Origin of the sequence: Ochrobactrum sp. XJ1, from assembly GCF_024701725.1 — a bacterium.
GTDB classification, from domain to species: domain Bacteria; phylum Pseudomonadota; class Alphaproteobacteria; order Rhizobiales; family Rhizobiaceae; genus Brucella; species Brucella anthropi.
The window spans coordinates 204296-224247 of sequence record NZ_VDGD01000003.1; the positions used below are offsets into that span (position 1 = coordinate 204296).

The following is a 19952-nucleotide window of genomic DNA, read 5'->3' on the forward strand; positions in this document are numbered from 1 at the left end:
TTTTGATCTGAAGCATCAACCCGAAAATCGGAATCGATTCTCGGGTATTTTATGCGTTTATCGATCTGAACGGATCACAGCCGTGCCGAGCAGAAGATCATGCACCGTGCGCTTGCGGTCGAGAACCAGCGAAGCGAGCAGGATCAGCGGCGTCAGCACCACGTTGAGACCCCAGAACAGAACCGTATGAACGATGGCGAGCATCGGATCGACCGTGCCGCCTTCAAGCCGGACGAGTTTGATGTTCATCATCTGCATGCCCTTGGTGGCCTGCTGCGGTCCGCCCAGAGTACGCGCTATGTAAAACAGCGCCACCATTGGAAACATGATGCCATAGAGCATCCAGCCGAGGCTGAGCGTAATGATGCCGAGAATTGCAATGACGATTGCCGCCGGGATGCAAAGCAGAAAAACAATCAGGTAATCGATAAGAAAAGCCATGATGCGGCGCGTGCGCACGCCTTCAAAGAATGCGCGGCTTTCATAACGCGGGCCCATGACTTCGCCGTGCAGAATATGGTCGGACATTTTTCCTTCCAGTCGTTTCCAAGGAAGCGTCCGGGGGAGTGTGACAACCGGCGCTGTCCCGCTACCTCAGCGGAACAGTCATCAACATGGTAACCAAAACCGGCGGTTTCAAGGAAATTTGAAGATTTCCTGCCGAAAGGACTTGCCGTTTAACCCTGTTGCTTAAGCTTTTCAGCCACTTCGATTGCGAAGTAAGTAAGAATTCCGTCGCAACCGGCGCGCTTGAACGCCATGAGGCTCTCCATCATCACCTTTTCTTCGTCAATCCAGCCATTGATCCCGGCGGCCTTGATCATCGCGTATTCGCCCGACACCTGATAGGCATAGGTGGGAAGGCGGAATTCGCTTTTCAGGCGATGGATGATGTCGAGATAGGGCAAGCCCGGCTTGACCATCAGCATATCTGCGCCTTCAGCAATATCCTGCTCGGCTTCGCGCACGGCTTCTTCCGGATTGGCCGGGTCGAGATAATAGGTCTTCTTGTCGCCCTTCAGCAGCCCCTGCGTGCCGATGGCATCGCGATAAGGACCATAAAAGGCGGAAGCGAATTTGGTGGCATAAGACATAATCGGCAGATGGCAGAACCCATGTTCGTCCAGCGCCTGACGCACGGCGCCGACGCGACCGTCCATCATATCGGACGGAGCAATAATATCCGCACCGGCTTCAGCTTGCGAAAGCGCACCACGAACCACCATGGCGACCGATTCGTCGTTGACGATCTCGCCGTTCCGCAAAATGCCGTCATGGCCGTGCGTGGTGAAGGGATCGAGCGCCGCGTCGGTGATGATGCCGATTTCAGGCACTTCCTTCTTGATTGCGCGCACGGCGCGATTGATCAGATTGTCCGGGCTTGCGACGAAAGCGCCGTCCTCAGTCTTCACTTCCAGCTTTTCGCGCGGGAAGGGGGCAATGGCGGGAATGCCGAGCCTGGCGGCTTTTTCCGCCATGCGAACAGCCATATCGACCGAATAGCGTTCGACACCAGGCATTGCTTCCACAGGTTCTGCTACACCGGTTCCATAGGTCAGGAAGAACGGCAGGATGAGATCATCAACTGTCAGCCGGGTTTCCTGCACCAGCCTGCGCGACCAGTCGGCCTTGCGCATACGGCGCAGACGTCTGCTGCCGGTAACGTCATCGACATGCTGGCTGATATTGGTGGGCAGATATTTGGATTGGCGGTCGGTCATTTGAATAATCCCGAGAAGTGAAGCCTTAATTCCCAAATTTTGGAGGCTGATATCGGATGCGCACCGTTTATCATGGGAAAAGTGATGAAACCAAGAACATTGACCTGTGCAGGATTGACGCGGGGCGTCTCACTTTCTACCCATTTGATGGAACGGGAGACACGATATGCAGATTGACTTCGGTGGCGGCAGCGAAATCAGCTTTGAACGCAAGGGAAAAGCGGGGCTTGTGAAGCTTACGCGGACCGAGGCCCTCAATGCGCTCACGCATAAAATGATTCTGGCGCTGGATCGCGCATTGCAGGCCTGGGAAGACGATCCTGAAGTGGCCTGTGTGATTCTCGAAGGCGAAGGGCGCGCATTCTGCGCAGGCGGTGATGTGGTTGCCGCCTACAAGGCCGGTCAGGCCGGAACACCTGCTTACGAATTCTTCCGCGACGAATATCGGCTCAATGCGCGCATTGGCCGGTTTCCAAAACCTTATATCTCGCTGATCAACGGGATCGTCATGGGCGGTGGTGCGGGCATTTCCGTTCACGGTTCGCACCGTATCGTGACGGAAAACACCATGTTTGCCATGCCGGAAACCGGCATCGGCTTCTTCCCAGATGTGGGCGGCAGCGCTTTCCTGCCGCATCTGCACGACAATTTCGGATATTATCTTGCGCTGACCGGCAACCGAATCCGCTGGGGCGATTGCCTGCAGAGCGGGATTGCGACACATGCCGTCGCCGCAAGTGATCTGCAGGATGTGCGGGACGACATCATCGCAACCGCCGACATTGATGCGGCTCTGACGCGCAGCCAGTATCCCGATTTTGAAACCGCTGTTGAAACGCGCCAGATCATTGCGGAATGCTTTTCCGGCGCAACGCTTGCCGATTGCATGGCTTCGCTGGAAAAGGAAGCCGAAGCGGGCAGCAAGGCCGCAATGGACATCGTGAAGGTGATCGCCACGCGTTCACCAACCAGTGTCGCGGTTACTTTCCGCCAGATTGCCGATGGTCGTCCGCTCGATCTCGATGATTGCATGCGCATGGAATACCGCATTGCCAACCGGATGCTGGAAGCGCACGATTTCTATGAAGGCGTTCGCGCATTGCTCATAGACAAGGACGGTGCGCCGAACTGGAAACCCGCAACGCTCGACGAAGTGAAGCCCGAACAGGTCAATGTCTATTTTGCAAATCTGGGTGACAAGGAACTGACCTTGTGGTGAGGATCGGCTGATGCATATGAACGAGCTGCGCCAGCATACCCAGCCGAGCGGAACCGAATGGGCCTTCACATGGTTCGTTCGGATACTCGCCCTTGTGGCGCTGGCAAGTGGTGTTTTCTACTGGATCAGGCTGATCGGTATTCAACCGGGACTTCTATGGCGTTTCGATCTGATGCCATGGCCCTGGCAGACTGCGGTTGTGGCTCTGGCCGTTCTGATGCCCGTTGCTGCGACAGGTCTGTGGATGCGCGCACCGTGGGGCCCTGTGCTCTGGTTCGTAGCAGCACTCGGCGAAATCGCCATCTATTCCGTTTTTTCCCGGCATTTCGAATACAAGCCGTTGACAGTTGGGTTCAACGCGGCCTGCATCGTCATTTTTATCGCTTTTCGTATTCTGCTCTTCTTCGAAAAGAGACGGCAGGCCCGTGCGAGCCTGCCGATCTAGCTTCTAGAGCGCTTGCGTACCCTCATAGCGGGCAAAGGGCTTCGTCATCTGGCCTTTGAAAAGCAGAACATCATAGGTATCGGCTTTGCTGCCCGGCATTTCCATGCCCGGCGATCCCATCGGCATGCCGGGTGCAGTCAGCCCCGTTGCCTGCGGACGTTCTGCCAGCAGCCGCTTGACCGCACCGGCAGGAACATGTCCCTCGATGACATATCCATCGACGACTGCCGTGTGGCATGAGGCGAGATTGGCACCAACGCCATACTTTGCCTTTACGGTGTCCATCGCATCCTCGACTTTAACCGTCACATTGAAGCCAGCAGCTTTCATATGTTCAGCCCAGCCCTCGCAGCAGCCGCAATAGGGATCTTTATACATGGTCATTTGCGGAGCTGCGGTAACCGGTTCAGCATGAGCGAAACTCACAAAGCCGGTAAAGCTTAACAGCCCGCCGACCACGAAATAATGTGCAAGACGAAGCGCCATGGTCCCTCCAATGGATTGTTGATGGCTCGTATTTAGCCGCTATCCAGACACTTCTCAAATGACGAAAGTTTAATGTAGCAGGCCTTTCTAACGCCCGGAAAACCGGCATTCTTGCGCTGTAGCAATGTATCCGGGCGCGGTCCCGCAAATGGCGCGGAGTAAGCAAACATTAAGCCTGAATGGTCAATTTGTCCGGTAAGTTACTGTTAAGGCTGACTTTTAAGTCGAATTTTATGCATCTCCCCTAAATTCCTCTCAAGACACGGTGAGAAACAATACACCGCATAAAACAGGACAGAGAGCTGCATCATGGTTTCATGGAATGCGGCTCCGACAGAGAGGCAAAAGAAATGATCAACGCACAGCGCAAGACGGACATATCCGCTCCGCTCACGACACCGGAAACCGCACTTCGTTCGCTTTATCTGGAAGCGCTCCAGCTGGTCGAGCGCCTGCATCGCCGCCTGCTCGACGTCGTCAAGGACGAGTTCGACCGCAATGGCCAGAGCGACATCAATGCGACGCAGGCGCTTCTGCTCTTCAACATCGGCAATTCGGAACTGACCGCCGGTGAACTGCGCTCGCGCGGTTACTATCTCGGCTCGAACGTTTCGTACAACCTGAAGAAGCTGGTCGAAATGGGCTTCATTCATCATCAGCGCTCGCGCGTTGACCGTCGTTCGGTGCGCGTCAGCTTGACGGACAAGGGCAATGCTATTGCCGATCAGGTGGCTTCGCTCTACGAACGCCATATCTCCTCGATCGAACAGGTTGGCGGTATTCAGGTCGAAGAATTCACGGCGATGAACAAGTCGCTGCAGCGTCTCGACCGTTTCTGGAACGACAGCATCGCTTACCGGCTCTAAAGAAAGCGGGTCGGTGTTAACTGACTGACTGCTTTGTTGCAGAACTGTCACAACAGGCTGCCATTGAGAAGAATAAGGCGCTGTGAAGCTCCCAATCGTAAGGCGCATGGCTTGAAATTCCGGCCATGCGACATGATTAAGCCATAAAAAACGACATAAGCGTTTTAGAGCGGCACGGGCAATATTGTGCCACCTTCAGTCAGGAATGGGCTCGAAATCGAATTTCGGATGAGCGAGCAGCTTTGCATCGCCTGCAGTCCGGATATCGCCTTGTTGACCTATTGCTGATATTCTCTGGGAAGATCCCGCGTGAGCGGTTAGCCTTTTGGGACTAAGCAAAATGACCAAGACCGACAGACCAGCCGATACTTTAAGAGTAGACCGCCGCAGTTTCCTGCGCGGCGCGGCAACCGCCGGCCTTTCCGTGGCAGCCTCCGCCATGGTTTCCTCGGCTTACGCTCAACAAGCTCTGACCGATGTTATCTCATCGTCGCGTCGCGGCAACTGGGCTGACCAGTTCGATGCCCGCGCGACGGGTGGCCAGCGGGTCGCAACCAACCAGCCGGTTTTGAGCCCGCAGACGGTTGGCAATCTCCAGACCGCTATCGCTCAATATACCGACATTGCCGGTCGCGGTGGCTGGCCGAGCGTTCCGGGTAATACAAAACTCCAGATCGGCGTCACCGATCCGTCTGTCCAGGCACTGCGCAAGCGCCTCATGATTTCTGGCGATCTGCCACAGGAAGCCGGGCTTTCCAGTTCTTTCGACACCTATGTCGATGCTGCCGTGAAGCGCTTCCAGTCCCGTCATGGTCTGCCGGCCGACGGCGTCATGGGACAGTTCACCTATGCGGCCATGAATGTGGACGCGAATACGCGTCTCGGCCAGCTCCAGACCAATCTGCAGCGTCTCTCGCCTCTCGCCAATCAGGGCCTGCAGGAACAGCGTTTCGTGATGGTCAACATCCCGGCTGCGCGTATCGAGGCCGTTGAAGGTGGCAGCGTCATGCAGCGCCATACGGCAGTTGTCGGTAAGATCGACCGTCAGACGCCGATCCTCAATTCGAAGATTCACGAAGTCATTCTCAATCCTTACTGGACTGCGCCAAAGTCGATCATCCAGAAGGATATCATTCCGCTGATGCGGAAAGACCCGCAATATCTGGCGAAGAACAAGATCCGCCTCTACGACCAGTCCGGTCAGGAAGTGGCGCCGGAAAGCATCGACTGGAATACGGACGATGCAGTGAAGCTGATGTTCCGTCAGGATCCGGGCAAGATCAACGCCATGTCCTCGACCAAGATCAACTTCCACAACCAGTACGCCGTTTACATGCACGACACGCCGCAGAAGAGCTATTTCAACAAGCTCATGCGTTTCGACTCGTCGGGCTGCGTTCGCGTCCAGAACGTGCGCGACCTCGATGTGTGGCTGCTGAAGAACACCGCAGGCTGGGATCGTCAGAACATCGAAAGCACGATCAAGTCGGGCACGAACACACCGATCCAGCTCGCCGATCCGGTTCCGCTGCATTTTGTTTACATTACTGCGTGGTCTACCGGCGACGGCGTGGTGCAGTTCCGCGACGACATCTACAAGATGGATGGCGCAACCGAACTCGCTCTTGGCACCGACACCTGATTCTCATCTTGAGTTTGATTTTCCAAAGCCGTCCGGACCCGTTCCGGGCGGCTTTTTAGTTGCAAGGCATCTATCAAATCGGTTTGCCGCATTTTGGAATAAGCTTTTCGCTTTGCGACCATTGGCCTTGTGCATTCAAGTGTGATAATGCGCCTCATCCATATAGCTTTTACCGGCTAACCCGGAGGGTGTGAAACATGTCTCAAGCCAACGCCGCCGCCAAGAACGCGTCGTCCGACGTTTTCTTCAATGCAAGCCTCGAGGACATCGATTCCGAGATTTTCGGAGCAATCCGCAACGAACTCGGTCGTCAGCGCCATGAAATCGAGCTGATTGCCTCGGAAAACATCGTTTCGCGCGCTGTTCTCGAAGCGCAGGGTTCCATCCTCACCAACAAATATGCCGAAGGCTATCCGGGCAAGCGCTATTATGGCGGCTGCCAGTATGTCGACGTCGTGGAAGAACTGGCCATTGAACGCGCCAAGAAGCTCTTTGGCTGCGAATTTGCCAACGTTCAGCCGAACTCGGGCAGCCAGATGAACCAGGCCGTGTTCCTTGCGCTTCTTCAGCCGGGCGACACGTTCATGGGCCTCGACCTCAATTCGGGTGGTCACCTGACCCACGGCTCGCCGGTCAACATGTCCGGCAAGTGGTTCAATGTCGTGTCCTATGGCGTTCGCAAGGATGACCATCTGCTCGATATGGATGAAGTTGCCCGCCTTGCACGCGAGAACAAGCCGAAGCTCATCCTCGCAGGCGGTACTGCTTACTCGCGCGTCTGGGACTGGAAGCGTTTCCGCGAGATCGCCGATGAAGTCGGTGCCTATCTCATGGTCGATATGGCGCATATTGCCGGTCTTGTTGCCGGTGGCGTCCATCCTTCGCCGGTTCCGCATGCGCATGTCTGCACCACGACGACGCACAAGTCGCTTCGCGGTCCACGCGGTGGCATGATCCTCACCAACGACGCCGACATCGCCAAGAAGATCAATTCGGCTGTGTTCCCGGGTCTTCAAGGCGGTCCGCTGATGCACGTCATCGCCGGTAAGGCTGTTGCTTTTGCCGAAGCGCTGAAGCCGGAGTTCAAGCTTTATGCCAAGAACGTCGTCGACAATGCGCGCGCGCTCGCCGAAGAACTGAAGTCCAATGGCCTCGACATCGTCTCGGGTGGCACCGATAACCATCTGATGCTGGTCGATCTGCGTCCGAAGAACGCAACCGGCAAGCGTGCAGAGGCTGCTCTTGGCCGCGCCAACATCACCTGCAACAAGAACGGCATTCCGTTCGACCCTGAAAAGCCGTTCATCACCTCCGGCGTTCGCCTTGGCACGCCCGCTGGCACCACGCGCGGTTTCGGCGTAACCGAGTTCAAGGAAATTGGTTCGCTGATCGCCGAAGTGCTGGATGGTCTGAAGGTTGCCAATTCTGACGAAGGCAATGCCGCTGTCGAACAGGCCGTGAAGGAAAAGGTCATGGCCTTGACCGACCGTTTCCCGATGTATGGCTATCAGGGCTAAGCTTGCTTCCATGATTGAGATGAAGCCCCGTTCAACTCTGTTGAGCGGGGCTTTTTCATTGTCGCATCTGGTAGGTAGCTTACCGCTTATGGGCTATGATCGCCGGGAATCGGTTGACGATGGCAAAGCTCTTGAGTTTTTGGCGGGGGTGTCCCCACATATGAGCTGTTCGTCGCCAGTGCTAAAGCTGCCGATATTGAAATCGAAAGTGTTCCATGCGTTGTCCCTATTGCCAGTCTGAAGATACGCAAGTGAAGGATTCTCGCCCGGCGGAAGACGGTGCGGTCATTCGCAGGCGTCGTGTCTGTTCGGTGTGTGGAGGCCGTTTCACGACCTTTGAGCGCGTACAGTTGCGTGACCTGATGGTCGTGAAGAAAAGCGGGCGCCGAGTTCCTTTTGATCGCGACAAGCTTACGCGGTCTATCGAAGTGGCGCTGCGCAAGCGCGACGTCGACAATGACCGGGTGGAACGCGCCATTTCCGGCATTGTCCGCCAGCTTGAAAGTTCGGGTGAGGCGGAGGTGACGTCCGACGAAATCGGGCGGCTGGCCATGGATGCGCTGAAAGGCATCGATGATATCGCCTATATCCGCTTTGCTTCGGTCTATCGCAATTTCAGCAAGGCCGTCGATTTCCACAATGTCATTGATGAACTGACAGTTGCTGAAACTGAGGACGATCTGGACGCTTAGGGATGAGTGGCAGCAAGTTTCCGCCTTCGAATGCAACTGTGGATGACGTCCGCTTCATGGAAGCGACGATCCGTTATGCACGGCGTCACAAGGGGCTGACGGGAACCAATCCGTCCGTCGGCACGATCATCGTCAAGGATGGCGTCATCGTCGGACGTGGCGTGACTGCAATTGGCGGCAGGCCCCATGCCGAGCCGCAGGCGCTTGCAGACGCGGGAGAAGCGGCGCGTGGCGCGACGGCTTATGTGACGCTGGAACCTTGTGCGCATCACGGACGCACACCTCCTTGTGCGGAAGCGCTGGTGCGGGCAGGGGTGGCGCGTGTCGTGGTTGCCGCGACCGATCCGGACGAACGGGTCAGCGGAAGAGGCTTTGCCATTCTGCGCGAGGCAGGGATTGAGGTCGTACCAGGCATTCTTGCTGAACAGGCTGCCGATGATCTTGCGGGCTATCTGAATCGATCTGCGAAGAAGCGCCCGGAAGTAATTCTGAAACTTGCACTTTCCGCCGATGGCATGATCGGCCGTCGGGGCGAGGGACAGCTTGCAATAACGGGGCCGGTTGCGCGCGCCCAGTCGCATATCCTGCGGGCCCAGACCGATATTATCCTGATTGGCATCGAAACCGCACTGGCCGACGATCCGGTGTTGAACTGCCGCCTGCCTGGGCTGGAACAGCGTTCGCCTGTTCGGGTGGTGCTCGATAGCGGATTGCGTTTGCCGCTTTCCTCGAAACTTGTACAGACTGCTGATGCCCAGCCCTTGTGGGTTGCCTGTGGTGAAGAAGCGTTGCCGGAGCGGCGCTACGAGTTGCAGGCGGCCGGTTGCCGGATTCTCGCGACCGAAGCTTATGATTGCCGCATCGCTCTGCCCGAACTGATGGACGATCTCGCTGCGCAGGGCATTTCCTCGGTTCTCGTTGAAGGCGGAGCAGGTGTTGCGAAGAGCTTTCTGGACGAGGGGCTGGTGGACCGGCTTGCCATCTTCCGTTCGCCGGTTGAAATCGGCTCAGAATTTGGGGTTGCCGTGGACGGGCTTGAAACCCATATCGCAGACAAGTTCAAAATCTTAAGGCAGGCTCGCTACGGCGACGATGCCTATGCGGAATATGTAAGTGCCAGAATGTAAAAGCGTCAGGTCGCAGCAAAAATGGTGGTTTTCGAGAACCGGAGCGCAGTGTACTTAAGTACATGAGCGCCGGAAGCGCAGGAAACCGCTATTTGCGAGCCAAGACATGGCGAATTTTGGATCAGACACGAAGGAGACTTGATGTTTACAGGCATTATTACCGATATCGGCAAGGTTGACCGGATCAAGCCGCTGAATGAAGGCGTTCTTCTGCGCATTGAAACTGCCTATGATCCCGAAACGATTGAGCTTGGTGCATCGATTGCCTGTTCAGGCGTCTGCCTCACAGTGGTGGCGCTGCCAGAAAAAGGCACGAATGCCCGCTGGTTCGAGGTTGAGGCATGGGAAGAAGCGCTGCGCCTGACCACAATCTCCAAATGGCAGAGCGGACGGAACATCAATCTGGAACGTTCTCTGAAACTTGGCGACGAAATGGGCGGCCACCTCGTTTCCGGCCATGTCGATGGGCAGGCTGAAATCGTCGAGCGCAAGGAAGAAGGCGATGCAGTGCGCTTCACCCTGCGTGCGCCGGAAGAACTGGCCCCATTTATCGCCCAGAAGGGGTCGGTCGCTCTCGATGGAACCTCGCTGACGGTTAATGGCGTCAATGGCAACGAGTTCGATGTGCTTCTGATCCGCCACTCGCTTGAAGTCACGACCTGGGGCGAGCGGAAAGCAGGCGACAAGGTGAATATCGAGATCGACCAGCTGGCACGTTACGCAGCAAGGCTTGCGCAATATCAGAAATAGGCTTACAGCCTAAATTCCCAGGCTGTAAAAGCATATCCCGATTTTAAGCGTTGACCGCAATCGTTGCGGTCCGCAAAATTTGTCATGGAGTCTCTCATGTCCAAGCACGAGGCGCATGCGCCGCATTTGCTTATTGTTGAAGCGCGTTTCTACGATGATCTCGCCGACGCGCTTCTGGATGGCGCAAAGGCAGCCTTGGATGAGGCAGGGGCAACCTACGACGTGGTGACGGTACCTGGCGCGCTGGAAGTTCCGGCGGTCATTTCTTTCGCACTCGATGGTGAAGACAATGGCGGCAAGGAATATGACGGCTTTGTCGCGCTTGGCACGGTTATCCGTGGCGAAACCTATCATTTTGATATCGTGTCCAATGAATCCTGCCGCGCACTCACCGATCTTTCGGTCGAAGAAAGCATCGCCATCGGCAACGGCATTCTGACGGTCGAAAACGAAGAGCAGGCATGGGTACGCGCCCGCCGTGAAGACAAGGACAAGGGCGGTTTTGCCGCCCGCGCTGCGCTGACCATGATCGACCTGCGCAAGAAGTTCGGAGTCTGATCATTATGAATTCTTCTACCGAAGGCCGCCCAACCCCCAATCTCCCACGCACGGCGAACAAGCGCGGTGTTGCCCGTCTTGCTGCAGTCCAGGCGCTTTATCAGATGGATGTTGCCGGAACAGGTGTTCTGGAAGTGGTGGCTGAGTACGAAGCTTTCCGTCTCGGCAAGGAAGTGGATGGCACGCAGTATCTTGATGCCGATCCGCAATGGTTCCGTGCAATCGTGGCCGGTGTCGTCGATGAACAGCTGAAGCTCGATCCGATGATCCATCAGGCGCTGACGGAAGACTGGCCGCTGTCGCGTCTCGATTCGACCCTGCGCGCCATTCTCCGTGCTGGCGCCTGGGAATTGCAGACACGCAAAGACGTGCCGACGGCTGTTATCGTGTCGGAATATGTTGATATCGCCAAGGCTTTCTACACGGAAGACGAGCCGAAGCTGGTCAATGCCGTACTTGATCGCCTCGCATTCGTCATTCGTGGCGAGAGCCGCGGTGTGAAACCGCGCTGATCCGGCTTCCCTGACAATAATCATGCAAGAAGGGCTGTGAGAAATCGCAGCCCTTCTTTCATTGTACGCTGGCAAAGAACGACTTGACGTTTGTTAAACCGTTTCGCATGTTGGGTACGCGGCATTGAGAATGCTGAAATGCAAGGAATCGCGCCAATTGATTGATTTCTCAGGCATGTCGCGCAAAAGTGCGTAGCAGTTTTGCGAGAACGACAGGCCTGAAATCAGAGACATAAAGCGCTGAGAGCGAATCTGAAAGATCGCGATCCGCTTTAGGCGTAAGTTCCAGACGTGAATATACCGAAGAAGCCCGGTATCTTGCATTGGCTTCAGGCACTTCCATGCCGCTCAATCGGGTCCGGGGAGGGGTTTTCGGGCCTAACCTGCGCATGTGCCTGCCGACAATCGCGGCTCGCGGTCTGACGGTAGCCAGCGCGAGCTCAATGGGAGTTGGCCTTTATGCAAATGGGAGTGGCAGTCTTAGTTCTCGTCATTGCCTGCGGCGTGGTTTCCGTTCTTTTCGCCATATGGGCGATTCGTTCGGTTCTTGCAGCCGATCAGGGGACGCAGCGCATGCAGGAAATTGCTGAAGCCATCCGCGAGGGTGCCTCAGCCTATCTCACAAGACAATATTCGACGATTGCCATTGTCGGCGTCGTGGTCTTTCTGGCAGCCTGGTATTTGTTGTCGATCAGTGCCGCAATCGGTTTCCTGATTGGCGCGGTTCTGTCGGGCGTTACCGGCTTTATCGGAATGCACGTTTCGGTTCGCGCCAATGTGCGCACCGCCCAGGCAGCTTCACTCAGCCTCGCCGGAGGGCTTGAGCTGGCCTTCAAGTCAGGGGCCATTACCGGCCTTCTGGTGGCAGGGCTCGCGCTGCTCGGCGTGTCCGTCTATTATTTCATTCTCACTGTCTGGCTTGGTTACTCGCCGTCCGACCGCACGGTTATCGATGCGCTGGTGTCGCTCGGCTTCGGTGCTTCGCTGATCTCGATCTTCGCGCGTCTTGGCGGTGGTATCTTCACCAAGGGTGCTGACGTCGGCGGCGATCTTGTCGGCAAGGTCGAGGCCGGTATTCCAGAGGATGATCCGCGCAACCCAGCGACCATTGCGGATAATGTCGGCGACAATGTCGGCGATTGCGCAGGCATGGCTGCCGATCTTTTCGAAACCTACGCGGTGACAGTCGTCGCAACCATGGTTCTCGGCGCAATCTTCTTCAACGGATCGGACATTCTTTCGAGCGTCATGCTCTATCCGCTGATGATCTGCGGCGCCTGTGTCATCACGTCAATCGTGGGCACATTTTTCGTCAAGCTCGGCGTCAATGGCTCCATCATGGGTGCCCTCTATAAGGGGCTGATAGCGACGGGCCTGCTTTCCATCGTTGGTCTTGCTATTGCCAATACGCTGACCGTTGGCTGGGGCGAAATCGGTACTGTGGCTGGTAAAAGCATTACCGGCACCAATCTCTTCATTTGCGGACTGATCGGTCTGATCGTTACCGGTCTGATCGTTGTGATCACAGAATACTATACCGGCACCAACAAACGTCCGGTCAATTCCATCGCGCAGGCCTCGGTAACAGGGCACGGCACGAATGTCATTCAGGGGCTGGCGGTTTCGCTTGAATCCACGGCTCTGCCAGCGATCGTGATTGTCGGCGGTATTATTTCGACCTACCAGCTGGCTGGTCTGTTCGGTACGGCAATCGCCGTCACTGCCATGCTTGGTATTGCCGGGATGATCGTTGCGCTCGATGCCTTCGGTCCGGTCACGGATAATGCGGGTGGCATTGCGGAAATGGCCGGTCTCGACCCGGAAGTCCGCAAGGCCACCGATGCGCTCGATGCCGTTGGCAACACTACCAAGGCCGTCACGAAGGGCTATGCTATCGGTTCGGCAGGGCTTGGCGCACTGGTGCTGTTCGCGGCCTATTCCAACGATCTGGCCTACTTTGCCGCCAACGGACAGACCTATCCTTATTTCGCCGATATGGGGCCGGTTTCCTTCGATCTCTCCAACCCTTATGTGGTTGCGGGGCTGATCTTTGGCGGCCTGATCCCTTATCTGTTCGGTGGCATGGCGATGACCGCCGTGGGCCGGGCCGGAGGCGCGGTCGTGCAGGAAGTGCGCCGCCAGTTCCGTGAAAAGCCAGGCATCATGACCGGCAAGGAGCGCCCGGACTATGCCCGTGCGGTCGATCTTCTGACCAGGGCGGCCATTCGCGAGATGATCATCCCGTCGCTCCTGCCTGTGCTGGCGCCGATTGTGGTCTATTTCGGCGTGCTGCTTATCTCAGGCTCGAAGGCTGCAGCCTTTGCAGCGCTCGGCGCATCGCTTCTGGGCGTTATTGTCAACGGCCTCTTCGTCGCGATTTCCATGACGTCCGGAGGTGGCGCATGGGACAATGCCAAGAAGAGCTTCGAGGACGGGTTTACCGATGCCGACGGCGTGAAGCACCTGAAAGGGTCGGAAGCGCATAAAGCATCAGTGACCGGCGATACGGTTGGTGATCCCTATAAGGATACGGCCGGTCCGGCTGTCAATCCGGCGATCAAGATCACCAACATCGTGGCCCTTCTTCTGTTGGCTGTGTTGGCGCATATGTCCTGACGGACATGCATTGTGAAAAAAGAAAACCCGCCGTAAAGGCGGGTTTTCTTTTTGTCAGGATATGACCGGATCAGTTGCTGGCGCCACCTGCAGCTCCCGGCAACGATGTCGGGGCCTTGGAAACGCCCTGAATGATCTGACCGAGGAAGGTCTGGTCCTTGCCGCCTGTCGGCGTGGTGCGCGACACGAAGTCGAACAGCTTACCGTCCTTCAGGCCGTAATTGGCGATATGCTCGACCTTGCCGTCCTTGTTGAAATAGATGGCGAGGATCTGCCGCTCGATGATCTTCGGCTTCATGAACTGCGCGGCGCGATAACGCTTCTGCGAAATGTAGTAGAACACTTCATTGTCGAAGGTCGCGGTGGTGGACGGCGTACCGAGCGCCAGAAGCACCTGCTCGCGGCTGGAGCCGACAGGAACCGAATCAAGCGCACCCTGATCGAGTACGTAACCCTCTGTCAGCGTTTCGGACGGATTGAGCGTGGATGCAGTGTTACATCCGGCAAGAGCTACTGCGACGAGAATTGCCGTGCCTGCGAGAAGGGCACCCTGCTTGCGTACGCCAGAGGATGCACTTGGAAAAATTCGCTGCAACAAAGACCTCTCCATACATTCTAAATCAGCGCGGCACTTTCGCCGTCGGGAGAACTTCGGTAAACCACCTTGCTTATTTATGCAACTGGAACGGTCGTACGGACATGATTCTCCAACTATTCCGCCGCAAATCGAAAGCAAACGAGGCAATTATGCTTCACGTTTACGAGGTGATCGTGGCGGCGGCGCGGCAAAAACGGTTTTATGCACAATTTCAGGTGCCTGATACGCCGCTTGGCCGCTATGAAATGCTTTCGCTGCATATTTTCCTCGCCCTGCATCGGATGAGGGGAGAAAACAAGGCGCTTGCCGATCTGGCACAGGAAATCGCCGACGAGTTTTTCAAGGATGTCGATCATTCGCTGCGCGAACTCGGTATCGGTGACCAGGGCGTCCCGAAGCGCATGAAGAAGCTTGCACGCATGTTCTATGGTCGGGTCGCAGCTTATGGGGAGGCGTTGGATGCAAATGATGCAGACGCGCTGGCTGCCGCACTCACGCGAAATATCCGCCCGGACCTCGAATTCTGGCCGCATGCCCACCATTTAAGTGAATATGTTCTGGGATGCCGTGACCGGCTGCAAAAAATTGCGGACGATGCTTTGGCGGCAGGCGACATTTCCTATATGGATGCGGATCAAATGGACTTTGCGCCAAAAAACAATGCTGAAAAGGCCAATGAGAATGACTGACAAACCGGCGCTCACCTATCCTGTTCCGGTTCTTCACCTGCCGCAAAAGGGCGTGACGGTGAAAATAGGCACGGATGAGAAAGAGCGCGCAGCACTCGCGGCAGCCCATGGGCTAGAGGCTGTAAATGCCTTTGCTGCGGAATTTCTGATTACACCCTGGAAAAAGGACGGTATCCGGGTGCGGGGTCGTATCGATGCGGAAATCGTTCAGTCCTGCATCGTGACGCTGGAGCCGCTGACCAACAGCATCGCGGAAGACGTCGACACGATTTTCGTGCCGGAAAATTCGAGGCTTGCACGGATTGAGCTTGATGAAAGCGGCGAAATGCTGCTCGATGCCGAAGGCGCGGACATTCCGGAAGTTTTTGCTGGTGACAGGATCGATGTCGGCGCAATTGCCGAGGAATTCTTCGATCTCGCCATCGATCCTTATCCTCGCAAGCCGGGTTTGCCGGACGAGAGTGAGCCTAAGGTTTTCGGGGATGACGACGGTGAAGAGAAGCCCGTTTCGCCGTTTGCGAAGCTTTCAGAATGGCAAAAGAAGCCGTAATTCAGAGTGGTTTGACAGAATTTGGTTGTGCGGAAACGCAAAAACACTATTTTCGCCGAAAACCTGTCTGCTGCAAAAAGCAGAGCAGGGGCAGGGATCGCACAGGAACAATCAAGAGTGATCAAAATTTCGATTGACGCGATGGGCGGTGATTTTGGCCCTGAAGTGGTCATCCCCGGCGCAGCGAAGGCGCTTGAGCGCCATCCTGACATCCGTTTCATATTCTTCGGTCTCCCCGCACAGGTGGAGCCCGTGCTGGCACGTTATCCGAAGCTGAAAGCCGCATCCGAGTTCCGCGCGAGCCAGGTTGCCATCAGCATGGATGACAAGCCGAGCCAGGCGCTGCGGGCCGGTCGCGGTAAATCTTCCATGTGGCAGGCCATCGAGGCAGTGAAGACCGGCGACGCCCAGGCGTGTATTTCCGCCGGTAATACCGGTGCATTGATGGCCATGTCCAAATTTTGCCTGCGTATGATGTCGGACGTCGAGCGCCCGGCGATTGCTGGCATCTGGCCGACGCTGCGCGGTGAAAGCATCGTGCTTGACGTTGGAGCCACCATTGGCGCCGATGCGCGCCAGCTCGTCGATTACGCAGTTATGGGGGCTGGTATGGCGCGGGCCCTGTTCGAGGTGCGTAAACCGACCGTCGGGCTCCTGAATGTCGGCACGGAAGAGGTAAAGGGTCTCGACGAGATCAAGGAAGCAGGTCAGATTCTGCGCGACACACCGCTCGACGGACTTGCCTATTCCGGCTTTGTTGAAGGCAATGATATCGGCAAGGGCACGGTGGACGTGGTCGTGACCGAAGGCTTTACCGGCAATATCGCGCTCAAGGCTGCGGAAGGTACGGCCCGCCAGATGGGTGAACTGCTGCGTCAGGCCATGCGCCGGACGCTGCTTGCCAAAATCGGTTATGTTTTCGCCAAGGGTGCGTTTGATCGCCTGCGCGAAAAGATGGATCCGAACAAGGTCAATGGTGGCGTCTTCCTCGGTCTCAGTGGAATCGTCATCAAAAGCCATGGCAGCGCCAATGCAGAAGGCTTCTGCTCGGCAGTGGAAGTCGGCTATGACATGGTGAGAAATCGTCTTCTGGAAAAGATCGAGGCTGATCTGGCGCATTTCCACCACAGTCATCCGCATGTATCGAACGATGGTGGCGAGGCTGCAAAGGCATAATTCCGGCAAAGCCATCCGGAAGACGGAATTGGATAAGATTTGCGGTTGCCGATTATTTTTCGGCGCCGAAGCGGTGAAGTAACTTTTACCGAGTATGTGTAGGGCCAGAATTTTCGACTGCGCGCGTGAATGTTCGTCGCGCCGGTCGCATGTAAGGACAGGAAATAAGAGATGATAAGATCTGTCGTGCGGGGTATCGGTTCGGCTTTGCCGAAGCGGGTGATGAAGAATACCGATTTCGAAGGTATTATCGAAACCTCCGACGAGTGGATCGTGCAGCGCACGGGTATCCGTGAGCGCCACATTGCAGGCGATGACGAAACCACGGTTTCGCTTGGCACGGCTGCGGCCCGCGCAGCAATCGAGAATGCCGGCTTGCAGCCGACTGATATCGATCTTGTTCTGCTGGCAACCTCGACGCCTAACCATACCTTTCCGGCAAGTGCCGTGGAAATTCAGCGCGAACTGGGAATCACCAAGGGTTTTGCCTTCGATATGCAGGCCGTGTGCAGCGGCTTCATCTATGCCATCACGACGGCTGATCTCTATATTCGCGGCGGCATGGCGAAGCGCGTTCTGGTCATCGGCGCGGAAACCTTCTCGCGTATCCTCGACTGGAATGACCGCACGACCTGCGTTCTGTTTGGCGATGGTGCCGGCGCATTGGTTCTCGAAGCTGCCGAAGGCAACGGGCTGACCTCGGATCGTGGCGTTCTCGCCGCCAATCTGCGCTCGGACGGCAACCACAAGGAAAAACTTTTTGTGGATGGCGGCCCGTCAACGACCCAGACTGTTGGTCACCTGCGCATGGAAGGCCGCGAAGTCTTCAAACATGCAGTCGGCATGATTACGGACGTTATCGAGGCCTCTTTCGAGGAAACCGGCCTTACAGCCGAGGATATCGACTGGTTCGTCCCGCATCAGGCCAACAAGCGCATTATCGATGCTTCCGCCAAGAAGCTGAATATCGCTGAAGGCAAGGTTGTCATCACAGTGGATCGCCACGGCAACACGTCTGCGGCGTCGGTTCCACTGGCGCTCGCGACCGCCGTTGCGGACGGCCGCATCAAGAAGGGCGACCTCGTTCTTCTGGAGGCAATGGGTGGCGGATTCACGTGGGGCGCGGTTCTGTTGCGCTGGTAAGCGACAAATTTGATCTGCCGTGAGGAAACTCGCGGCTTGACCGTTGCGCTTTTATTTGTGTAACGTCCTGTCACGTAAGGATATTATCTGTTCAAACGCTAACCAGGCAGGTTCGGTCATGGGAGGTAAGACGGTCACGCGAGCTGATCTGGCAGAGGCTGTTTACCGGAAGGTAGGCCTTTCCAGAACGGAGTCGGCGGCTCTTGTCGAGATGATTCTCGATGAAGTCTGTGACGCTATCGTCAACGGTGAAACCGTGAAGTTGTCGTCTTTCGCGACATTTCAGGTTCGCGACAAGAACGAGCGCATTGGCCGTAATCCGAAAACAGGCGAGGAGGTTCCAATTCTTCCCCGTCGTGTGATGACTTTCAAAGCTTCCAACGTTCTCAAGCAGCGTATTCTGCAGGAACATCAGAAGCGTGAAACCAAAAGCCAGAAGTAATTGCTAGTGGATTGAATTTGACGTTTGATACTCGTCCGATATAGATCACGTTTCAAACGTCAAACTCGAAAAATCTACTAGATTCATAAAGTTACCAGTGGTCTTTTTGATCTCGACATTTGCTCAGTGCTCATATCCGAGGGATGCAAATGTCGGAATCAGACCATTAGCATGCTGCCCATCGGGCAGCATTTTGTTTCGGCACCATCCTTGTAAAACTGACATCGCTTTTGCGCCCGACTTATGGCCGCGTGCAGGACGGCTGTTTTTTTGTTGGTTGCAACCGTCATAATAGTCCTTTGCCACGAACTGGCCATGCTGCTTTCGGCTTCGCATGAAGGGATGCTTATAAAGCTCTGATATTATATAATGGATTCAGTGGAGCGAATCGCTTCGCTGATATTGAAATCTGGAAAGCGGCTGGCTTTTCAGAGAGAGTTCGTGTTGCACACCGTCCGGTTTTGAATGACGTTTGCGCCGTGTCTTTCCGCACGCTGGAGTTTGTTAACTCCCGTCTTCTAAATTCCGATGGTAACAAGCGCCTTTCGTGTTACAGACGCGTTCGCGTTGGCAGCGAGTTGAACTATCTGGATCGGCGAGGTTGCGCCGCAACGGCGAAACCTGAACCACTGGAAAGGGCAAGTGGATGGACAAGAGCCCTGATGCATTCAGGACGATCAGTGAAGTAGCGGATGATCTTGATCTTCCGCAGCATGTGCTGCGTTTCTGGGAAACGCGCTTTACCCAGATCAAGCCTATGAAGCGGGGCGGCGGTCGCCGATATTACCGGCCGCTCGATGTCGAATTGCTCAAGGGCATTCGCCATCTGCTCTATGATCAGGGCTATACGATCAAGGGTGTGCAGCGTCTTCTTCGCGAAAACAATGCACAGTTTATCATCGCGCTTGGCAATGGCGACGTTCAGGCGATTGAGGCGATTACGCGCCAGAAGCAGGCTGCCGCCGATAAGCGCGCTGCCGAAGAGGCGGCTGACAATGAAATGGCTCTGCCGAGCGGCATCAAGGCGCCGCAACCGGCGCGCAAGCTCTTCGGTCTCTTGAAGGGCGAGGAGGATGGCCCCATCGGAGCTGATGGAAAGCGGCCTTCAAAGGACAACCGCTCGCTTCTGCAGGAGGCGTTGTTCGATCTTCTCGAATGCAAGCGTCTTCTCGATCAGGTGCGCTGATCGATTTCGGACCGCAT

The 19952-nt window shown here is 56.0% G+C and carries 21 protein-coding genes; 17 read left to right on the forward strand and 4 right to left on the reverse strand.

The genetic code is table 11. The features are described from left to right. Positions 1-57: 57 nt before the first annotated feature. Complete coding sequence (locus FG152_RS06475) at positions 58-528, reverse strand: RDD family protein (RefSeq protein WP_010661082.1); 471 nt, start codon at positions 526-528, stop codon at positions 58-60. Between the two features lie 149 nt (positions 529-677). Beyond that, positions 678-1721: a porphobilinogen synthase gene (hemB, locus tag FG152_RS06480; protein WP_012092345.1), complete on the reverse strand. Its 1044-nt coding sequence runs from the start codon at positions 1719-1721 to the stop codon at positions 678-680. Between the two features lie 166 nt (positions 1722-1887). On the opposite strand from hemB, the gene FG152_RS06485 reads away from it, so the two are divergent. Continuing rightward, positions 1888-2940 (forward strand): enoyl-CoA hydratase/isomerase family protein, encoded by a 1053-nt coding sequence (locus FG152_RS06485; protein WP_010661084.1) that lies wholly within the window; start codon positions 1888-1890, stop codon positions 2938-2940. A 10-nt stretch (positions 2941-2950) separates the two neighbouring features. Continuing rightward, entirely contained in the window at positions 2951-3385 is a 435-nt protein-coding gene (locus FG152_RS06490) for a DUF6163 family protein (RefSeq protein ID WP_012092343.1), read from the forward strand. Positions 3386-3388: 3 nt separating this feature from the next. Here the strand turns inward: FG152_RS06490 and FG152_RS06495 are convergent, their stop codons facing one another. After that, positions 3389-3871, reverse strand: coding sequence for a DUF411 domain-containing protein (locus tag FG152_RS06495; RefSeq protein ID WP_036579863.1), 483 nt, complete (start codon positions 3869-3871; stop codon positions 3389-3391). 350 nt (positions 3872-4221) lie between these two features. Between FG152_RS06495 and ldtR the strand changes: the two genes are divergently transcribed. The 9 genes from ldtR (at position 4222) to FG152_RS06540 (ending at position 14151) form a co-directional block, all read left to right on the forward strand. Then, entirely contained in the window at positions 4222-4737 is a 516-nt protein-coding gene (ldtR, locus tag FG152_RS06500) for a transcriptional regulator LdtR (RefSeq protein WP_010661087.1), read from the forward strand. 340 nt (positions 4738-5077) lie between these two features. After that, on the forward strand, positions 5078-6379 hold the full coding sequence (locus tag FG152_RS06505; RefSeq protein ID WP_010661088.1) for a L,D-transpeptidase family protein: 1302 nt from the start codon (positions 5078-5080) through the stop codon (positions 6377-6379). Positions 6380-6576: 197 nt separating this feature from the next. Continuing rightward, the gene (gene glyA / locus FG152_RS06510; RefSeq protein WP_036579872.1) at positions 6577-7896 is read left to right on the forward strand and encodes a serine hydroxymethyltransferase; all 1320 of its coding nucleotides are present in this window, start codon (positions 6577-6579) and stop codon (positions 7894-7896) included. Positions 7897-8111: 215 nt separating this feature from the next. Further along, on the forward strand, positions 8112-8588 hold the full coding sequence (nrdR, locus tag FG152_RS06515; protein ID WP_012092340.1) for a transcriptional regulator NrdR: 477 nt from the start codon (positions 8112-8114) through the stop codon (positions 8586-8588). Positions 8589-8590: 2 nt separating this feature from the next. Continuing rightward, positions 8591-9715, forward strand: a complete 1125-nt coding sequence (ribD, locus tag FG152_RS06520) for a bifunctional diaminohydroxyphosphoribosylaminopyrimidine deaminase/5-amino-6-(5-phosphoribosylamino)uracil reductase RibD (protein ID WP_498985537.1) — start codon at positions 8591-8593, stop codon at positions 9713-9715. A gap of 141 nt (positions 9716-9856) precedes the next feature. Further along, entirely contained in the window at positions 9857-10465 is a 609-nt protein-coding gene (locus tag FG152_RS06525) for a riboflavin synthase (protein ID WP_010661092.1), read from the forward strand. Positions 10466-10561: 96 nt separating this feature from the next. Continuing rightward, positions 10562-11023, forward strand: coding sequence for a 6,7-dimethyl-8-ribityllumazine synthase (locus FG152_RS06530; RefSeq protein WP_010661093.1), 462 nt, complete (start codon positions 10562-10564; stop codon positions 11021-11023). 5 nt (positions 11024-11028) lie between these two features. Then, on the forward strand, positions 11029-11535 hold the full coding sequence (nusB, locus tag FG152_RS06535) for a transcription antitermination factor NusB (protein WP_010661094.1): 507 nt from the start codon (positions 11029-11031) through the stop codon (positions 11533-11535). A 459-nt stretch (positions 11536-11994) separates the two neighbouring features. Beyond that, positions 11995-14151 carry a sodium-translocating pyrophosphatase gene (locus FG152_RS06540; RefSeq protein ID WP_010661096.1) on the forward strand — a complete coding sequence of 719 codons (2157 nt, stop codon included), beginning with the start codon at positions 11995-11997 and terminating at the stop codon, positions 14149-14151. 70 nt (positions 14152-14221) lie between these two features. Here the strand turns inward: FG152_RS06540 and FG152_RS06545 are convergent, their stop codons facing one another. Further along, the gene (locus tag FG152_RS06545) at positions 14222-14749 is read right to left on the reverse strand and encodes an outer membrane protein assembly factor BamE (protein ID WP_029376233.1); all 528 of its coding nucleotides are present in this window, start codon (positions 14747-14749) and stop codon (positions 14222-14224) included. A 101-nt stretch (positions 14750-14850) separates the two neighbouring features. On the opposite strand from FG152_RS06545, the gene FG152_RS06550 reads away from it, so the two are divergent. The 6 genes from FG152_RS06550 to FG152_RS06575 all read left to right on the forward strand — a co-directional run bounded on the left by FG152_RS06550 (position 14851) and on the right by FG152_RS06575 (position 19935). After that, entirely contained in the window at positions 14851-15438 is a 588-nt protein-coding gene (locus FG152_RS06550; protein WP_279721918.1) for a ubiquinol-cytochrome C chaperone family protein, read from the forward strand. Next, positions 15431-15988 carry a YceD family protein gene (locus FG152_RS06555; RefSeq protein ID WP_029925123.1) on the forward strand — a complete coding sequence of 186 codons (558 nt, stop codon included), beginning with the start codon at positions 15431-15433 and terminating at the stop codon, positions 15986-15988. The genes FG152_RS06550 and FG152_RS06555 overlap by 8 nt, the downstream gene beginning before the upstream one ends. 117 nt (positions 15989-16105) lie before the next feature. Further along, entirely contained in the window at positions 16106-17164 is a 1059-nt protein-coding gene (gene plsX / locus FG152_RS06560; RefSeq protein WP_010661100.1) for a phosphate acyltransferase PlsX, read from the forward strand. Positions 17165-17335: 171 nt separating this feature from the next. Beyond that, positions 17336-18307 (forward strand): beta-ketoacyl-ACP synthase III, encoded by a 972-nt coding sequence (locus FG152_RS06565; protein ID WP_010661101.1) that lies wholly within the window; start codon positions 17336-17338, stop codon positions 18305-18307. A gap of 118 nt (positions 18308-18425) precedes the next feature. Continuing rightward, positions 18426-18749, forward strand: a complete 324-nt coding sequence (locus FG152_RS06570) for an integration host factor subunit alpha (RefSeq protein ID WP_010661102.1) — start codon at positions 18426-18428, stop codon at positions 18747-18749. A gap of 646 nt (positions 18750-19395) precedes the next feature. After that, positions 19396-19935, forward strand: coding sequence for a MerR family transcriptional regulator (locus tag FG152_RS06575; protein WP_010661103.1), 540 nt, complete (start codon positions 19396-19398; stop codon positions 19933-19935). Positions 19936-19952: the final 17 nt, after the last annotated feature.

What these genes read in the sequence shown, in the direction of transcription:
- FG152_RS06570 (WP_010661102.1), top strand. Translation starts at nt 18,426, where the DNA reads ATGGGAGGTAAGACGGTCACGCGAGCTGATCTGGCAGAGGCTGTTTAC.
- FG152_RS06475 (WP_010661082.1), bottom strand. Translation starts at nt 528, where the DNA reads ATGTCCGACCATATTCTGCACGGCGAAGTCATGGGCCCGCGTTATGAA.
- FG152_RS06505 (WP_010661088.1), top strand. Translation starts at nt 5,078, where the DNA reads ATGACCAAGACCGACAGACCAGCCGATACTTTAAGAGTAGACCGCCGC.
- FG152_RS06565 (WP_010661101.1), top strand. Translation starts at nt 17,336, where the DNA reads ATGATAAGATCTGTCGTGCGGGGTATCGGTTCGGCTTTGCCGAAGCGG.
- nrdR (WP_012092340.1), top strand. Translation starts at nt 8,112, where the DNA reads ATGCGTTGTCCCTATTGCCAGTCTGAAGATACGCAAGTGAAGGATTCT.
- ribD (WP_498985537.1), top strand. Translation starts at nt 8,591, where the DNA reads ATGAGTGGCAGCAAGTTTCCGCCTTCGAATGCAACTGTGGATGACGTC.
- nusB (WP_010661094.1), top strand. Translation starts at nt 11,029, where the DNA reads ATGAATTCTTCTACCGAAGGCCGCCCAACCCCCAATCTCCCACGCACG.
- FG152_RS06530 (WP_010661093.1), top strand. Translation starts at nt 10,562, where the DNA reads ATGTCCAAGCACGAGGCGCATGCGCCGCATTTGCTTATTGTTGAAGCG.
- FG152_RS06555 (WP_029925123.1), top strand. Translation starts at nt 15,431, where the DNA reads ATGACTGACAAACCGGCGCTCACCTATCCTGTTCCGGTTCTTCACCTG.
- FG152_RS06525 (WP_010661092.1), top strand. Translation starts at nt 9,857, where the DNA reads ATGTTTACAGGCATTATTACCGATATCGGCAAGGTTGACCGGATCAAG.
- ldtR (WP_010661087.1), top strand. Translation starts at nt 4,222, where the DNA reads ATGATCAACGCACAGCGCAAGACGGACATATCCGCTCCGCTCACGACA.
- FG152_RS06575 (WP_010661103.1), top strand. Translation starts at nt 19,396, where the DNA reads ATGGACAAGAGCCCTGATGCATTCAGGACGATCAGTGAAGTAGCGGAT.
- FG152_RS06540 (WP_010661096.1), top strand. Translation starts at nt 11,995, where the DNA reads ATGCAAATGGGAGTGGCAGTCTTAGTTCTCGTCATTGCCTGCGGCGTG.
- glyA (WP_036579872.1), top strand. Translation starts at nt 6,577, where the DNA reads ATGTCTCAAGCCAACGCCGCCGCCAAGAACGCGTCGTCCGACGTTTTC.
- FG152_RS06550 (WP_279721918.1), top strand. Translation starts at nt 14,851, where the DNA reads ATGATTCTCCAACTATTCCGCCGCAAATCGAAAGCAAACGAGGCAATT.
- FG152_RS06485 (WP_010661084.1), top strand. Translation starts at nt 1,888, where the DNA reads ATGCAGATTGACTTCGGTGGCGGCAGCGAAATCAGCTTTGAACGCAAG.
- FG152_RS06490 (WP_012092343.1), top strand. Translation starts at nt 2,951, where the DNA reads ATGCATATGAACGAGCTGCGCCAGCATACCCAGCCGAGCGGAACCGAA.
- FG152_RS06495 (WP_036579863.1), bottom strand. Translation starts at nt 3,871, where the DNA reads ATGGCGCTTCGTCTTGCACATTATTTCGTGGTCGGCGGGCTGTTAAGC.
- hemB (WP_012092345.1), bottom strand. Translation starts at nt 1,721, where the DNA reads ATGACCGACCGCCAATCCAAATATCTGCCCACCAATATCAGCCAGCAT.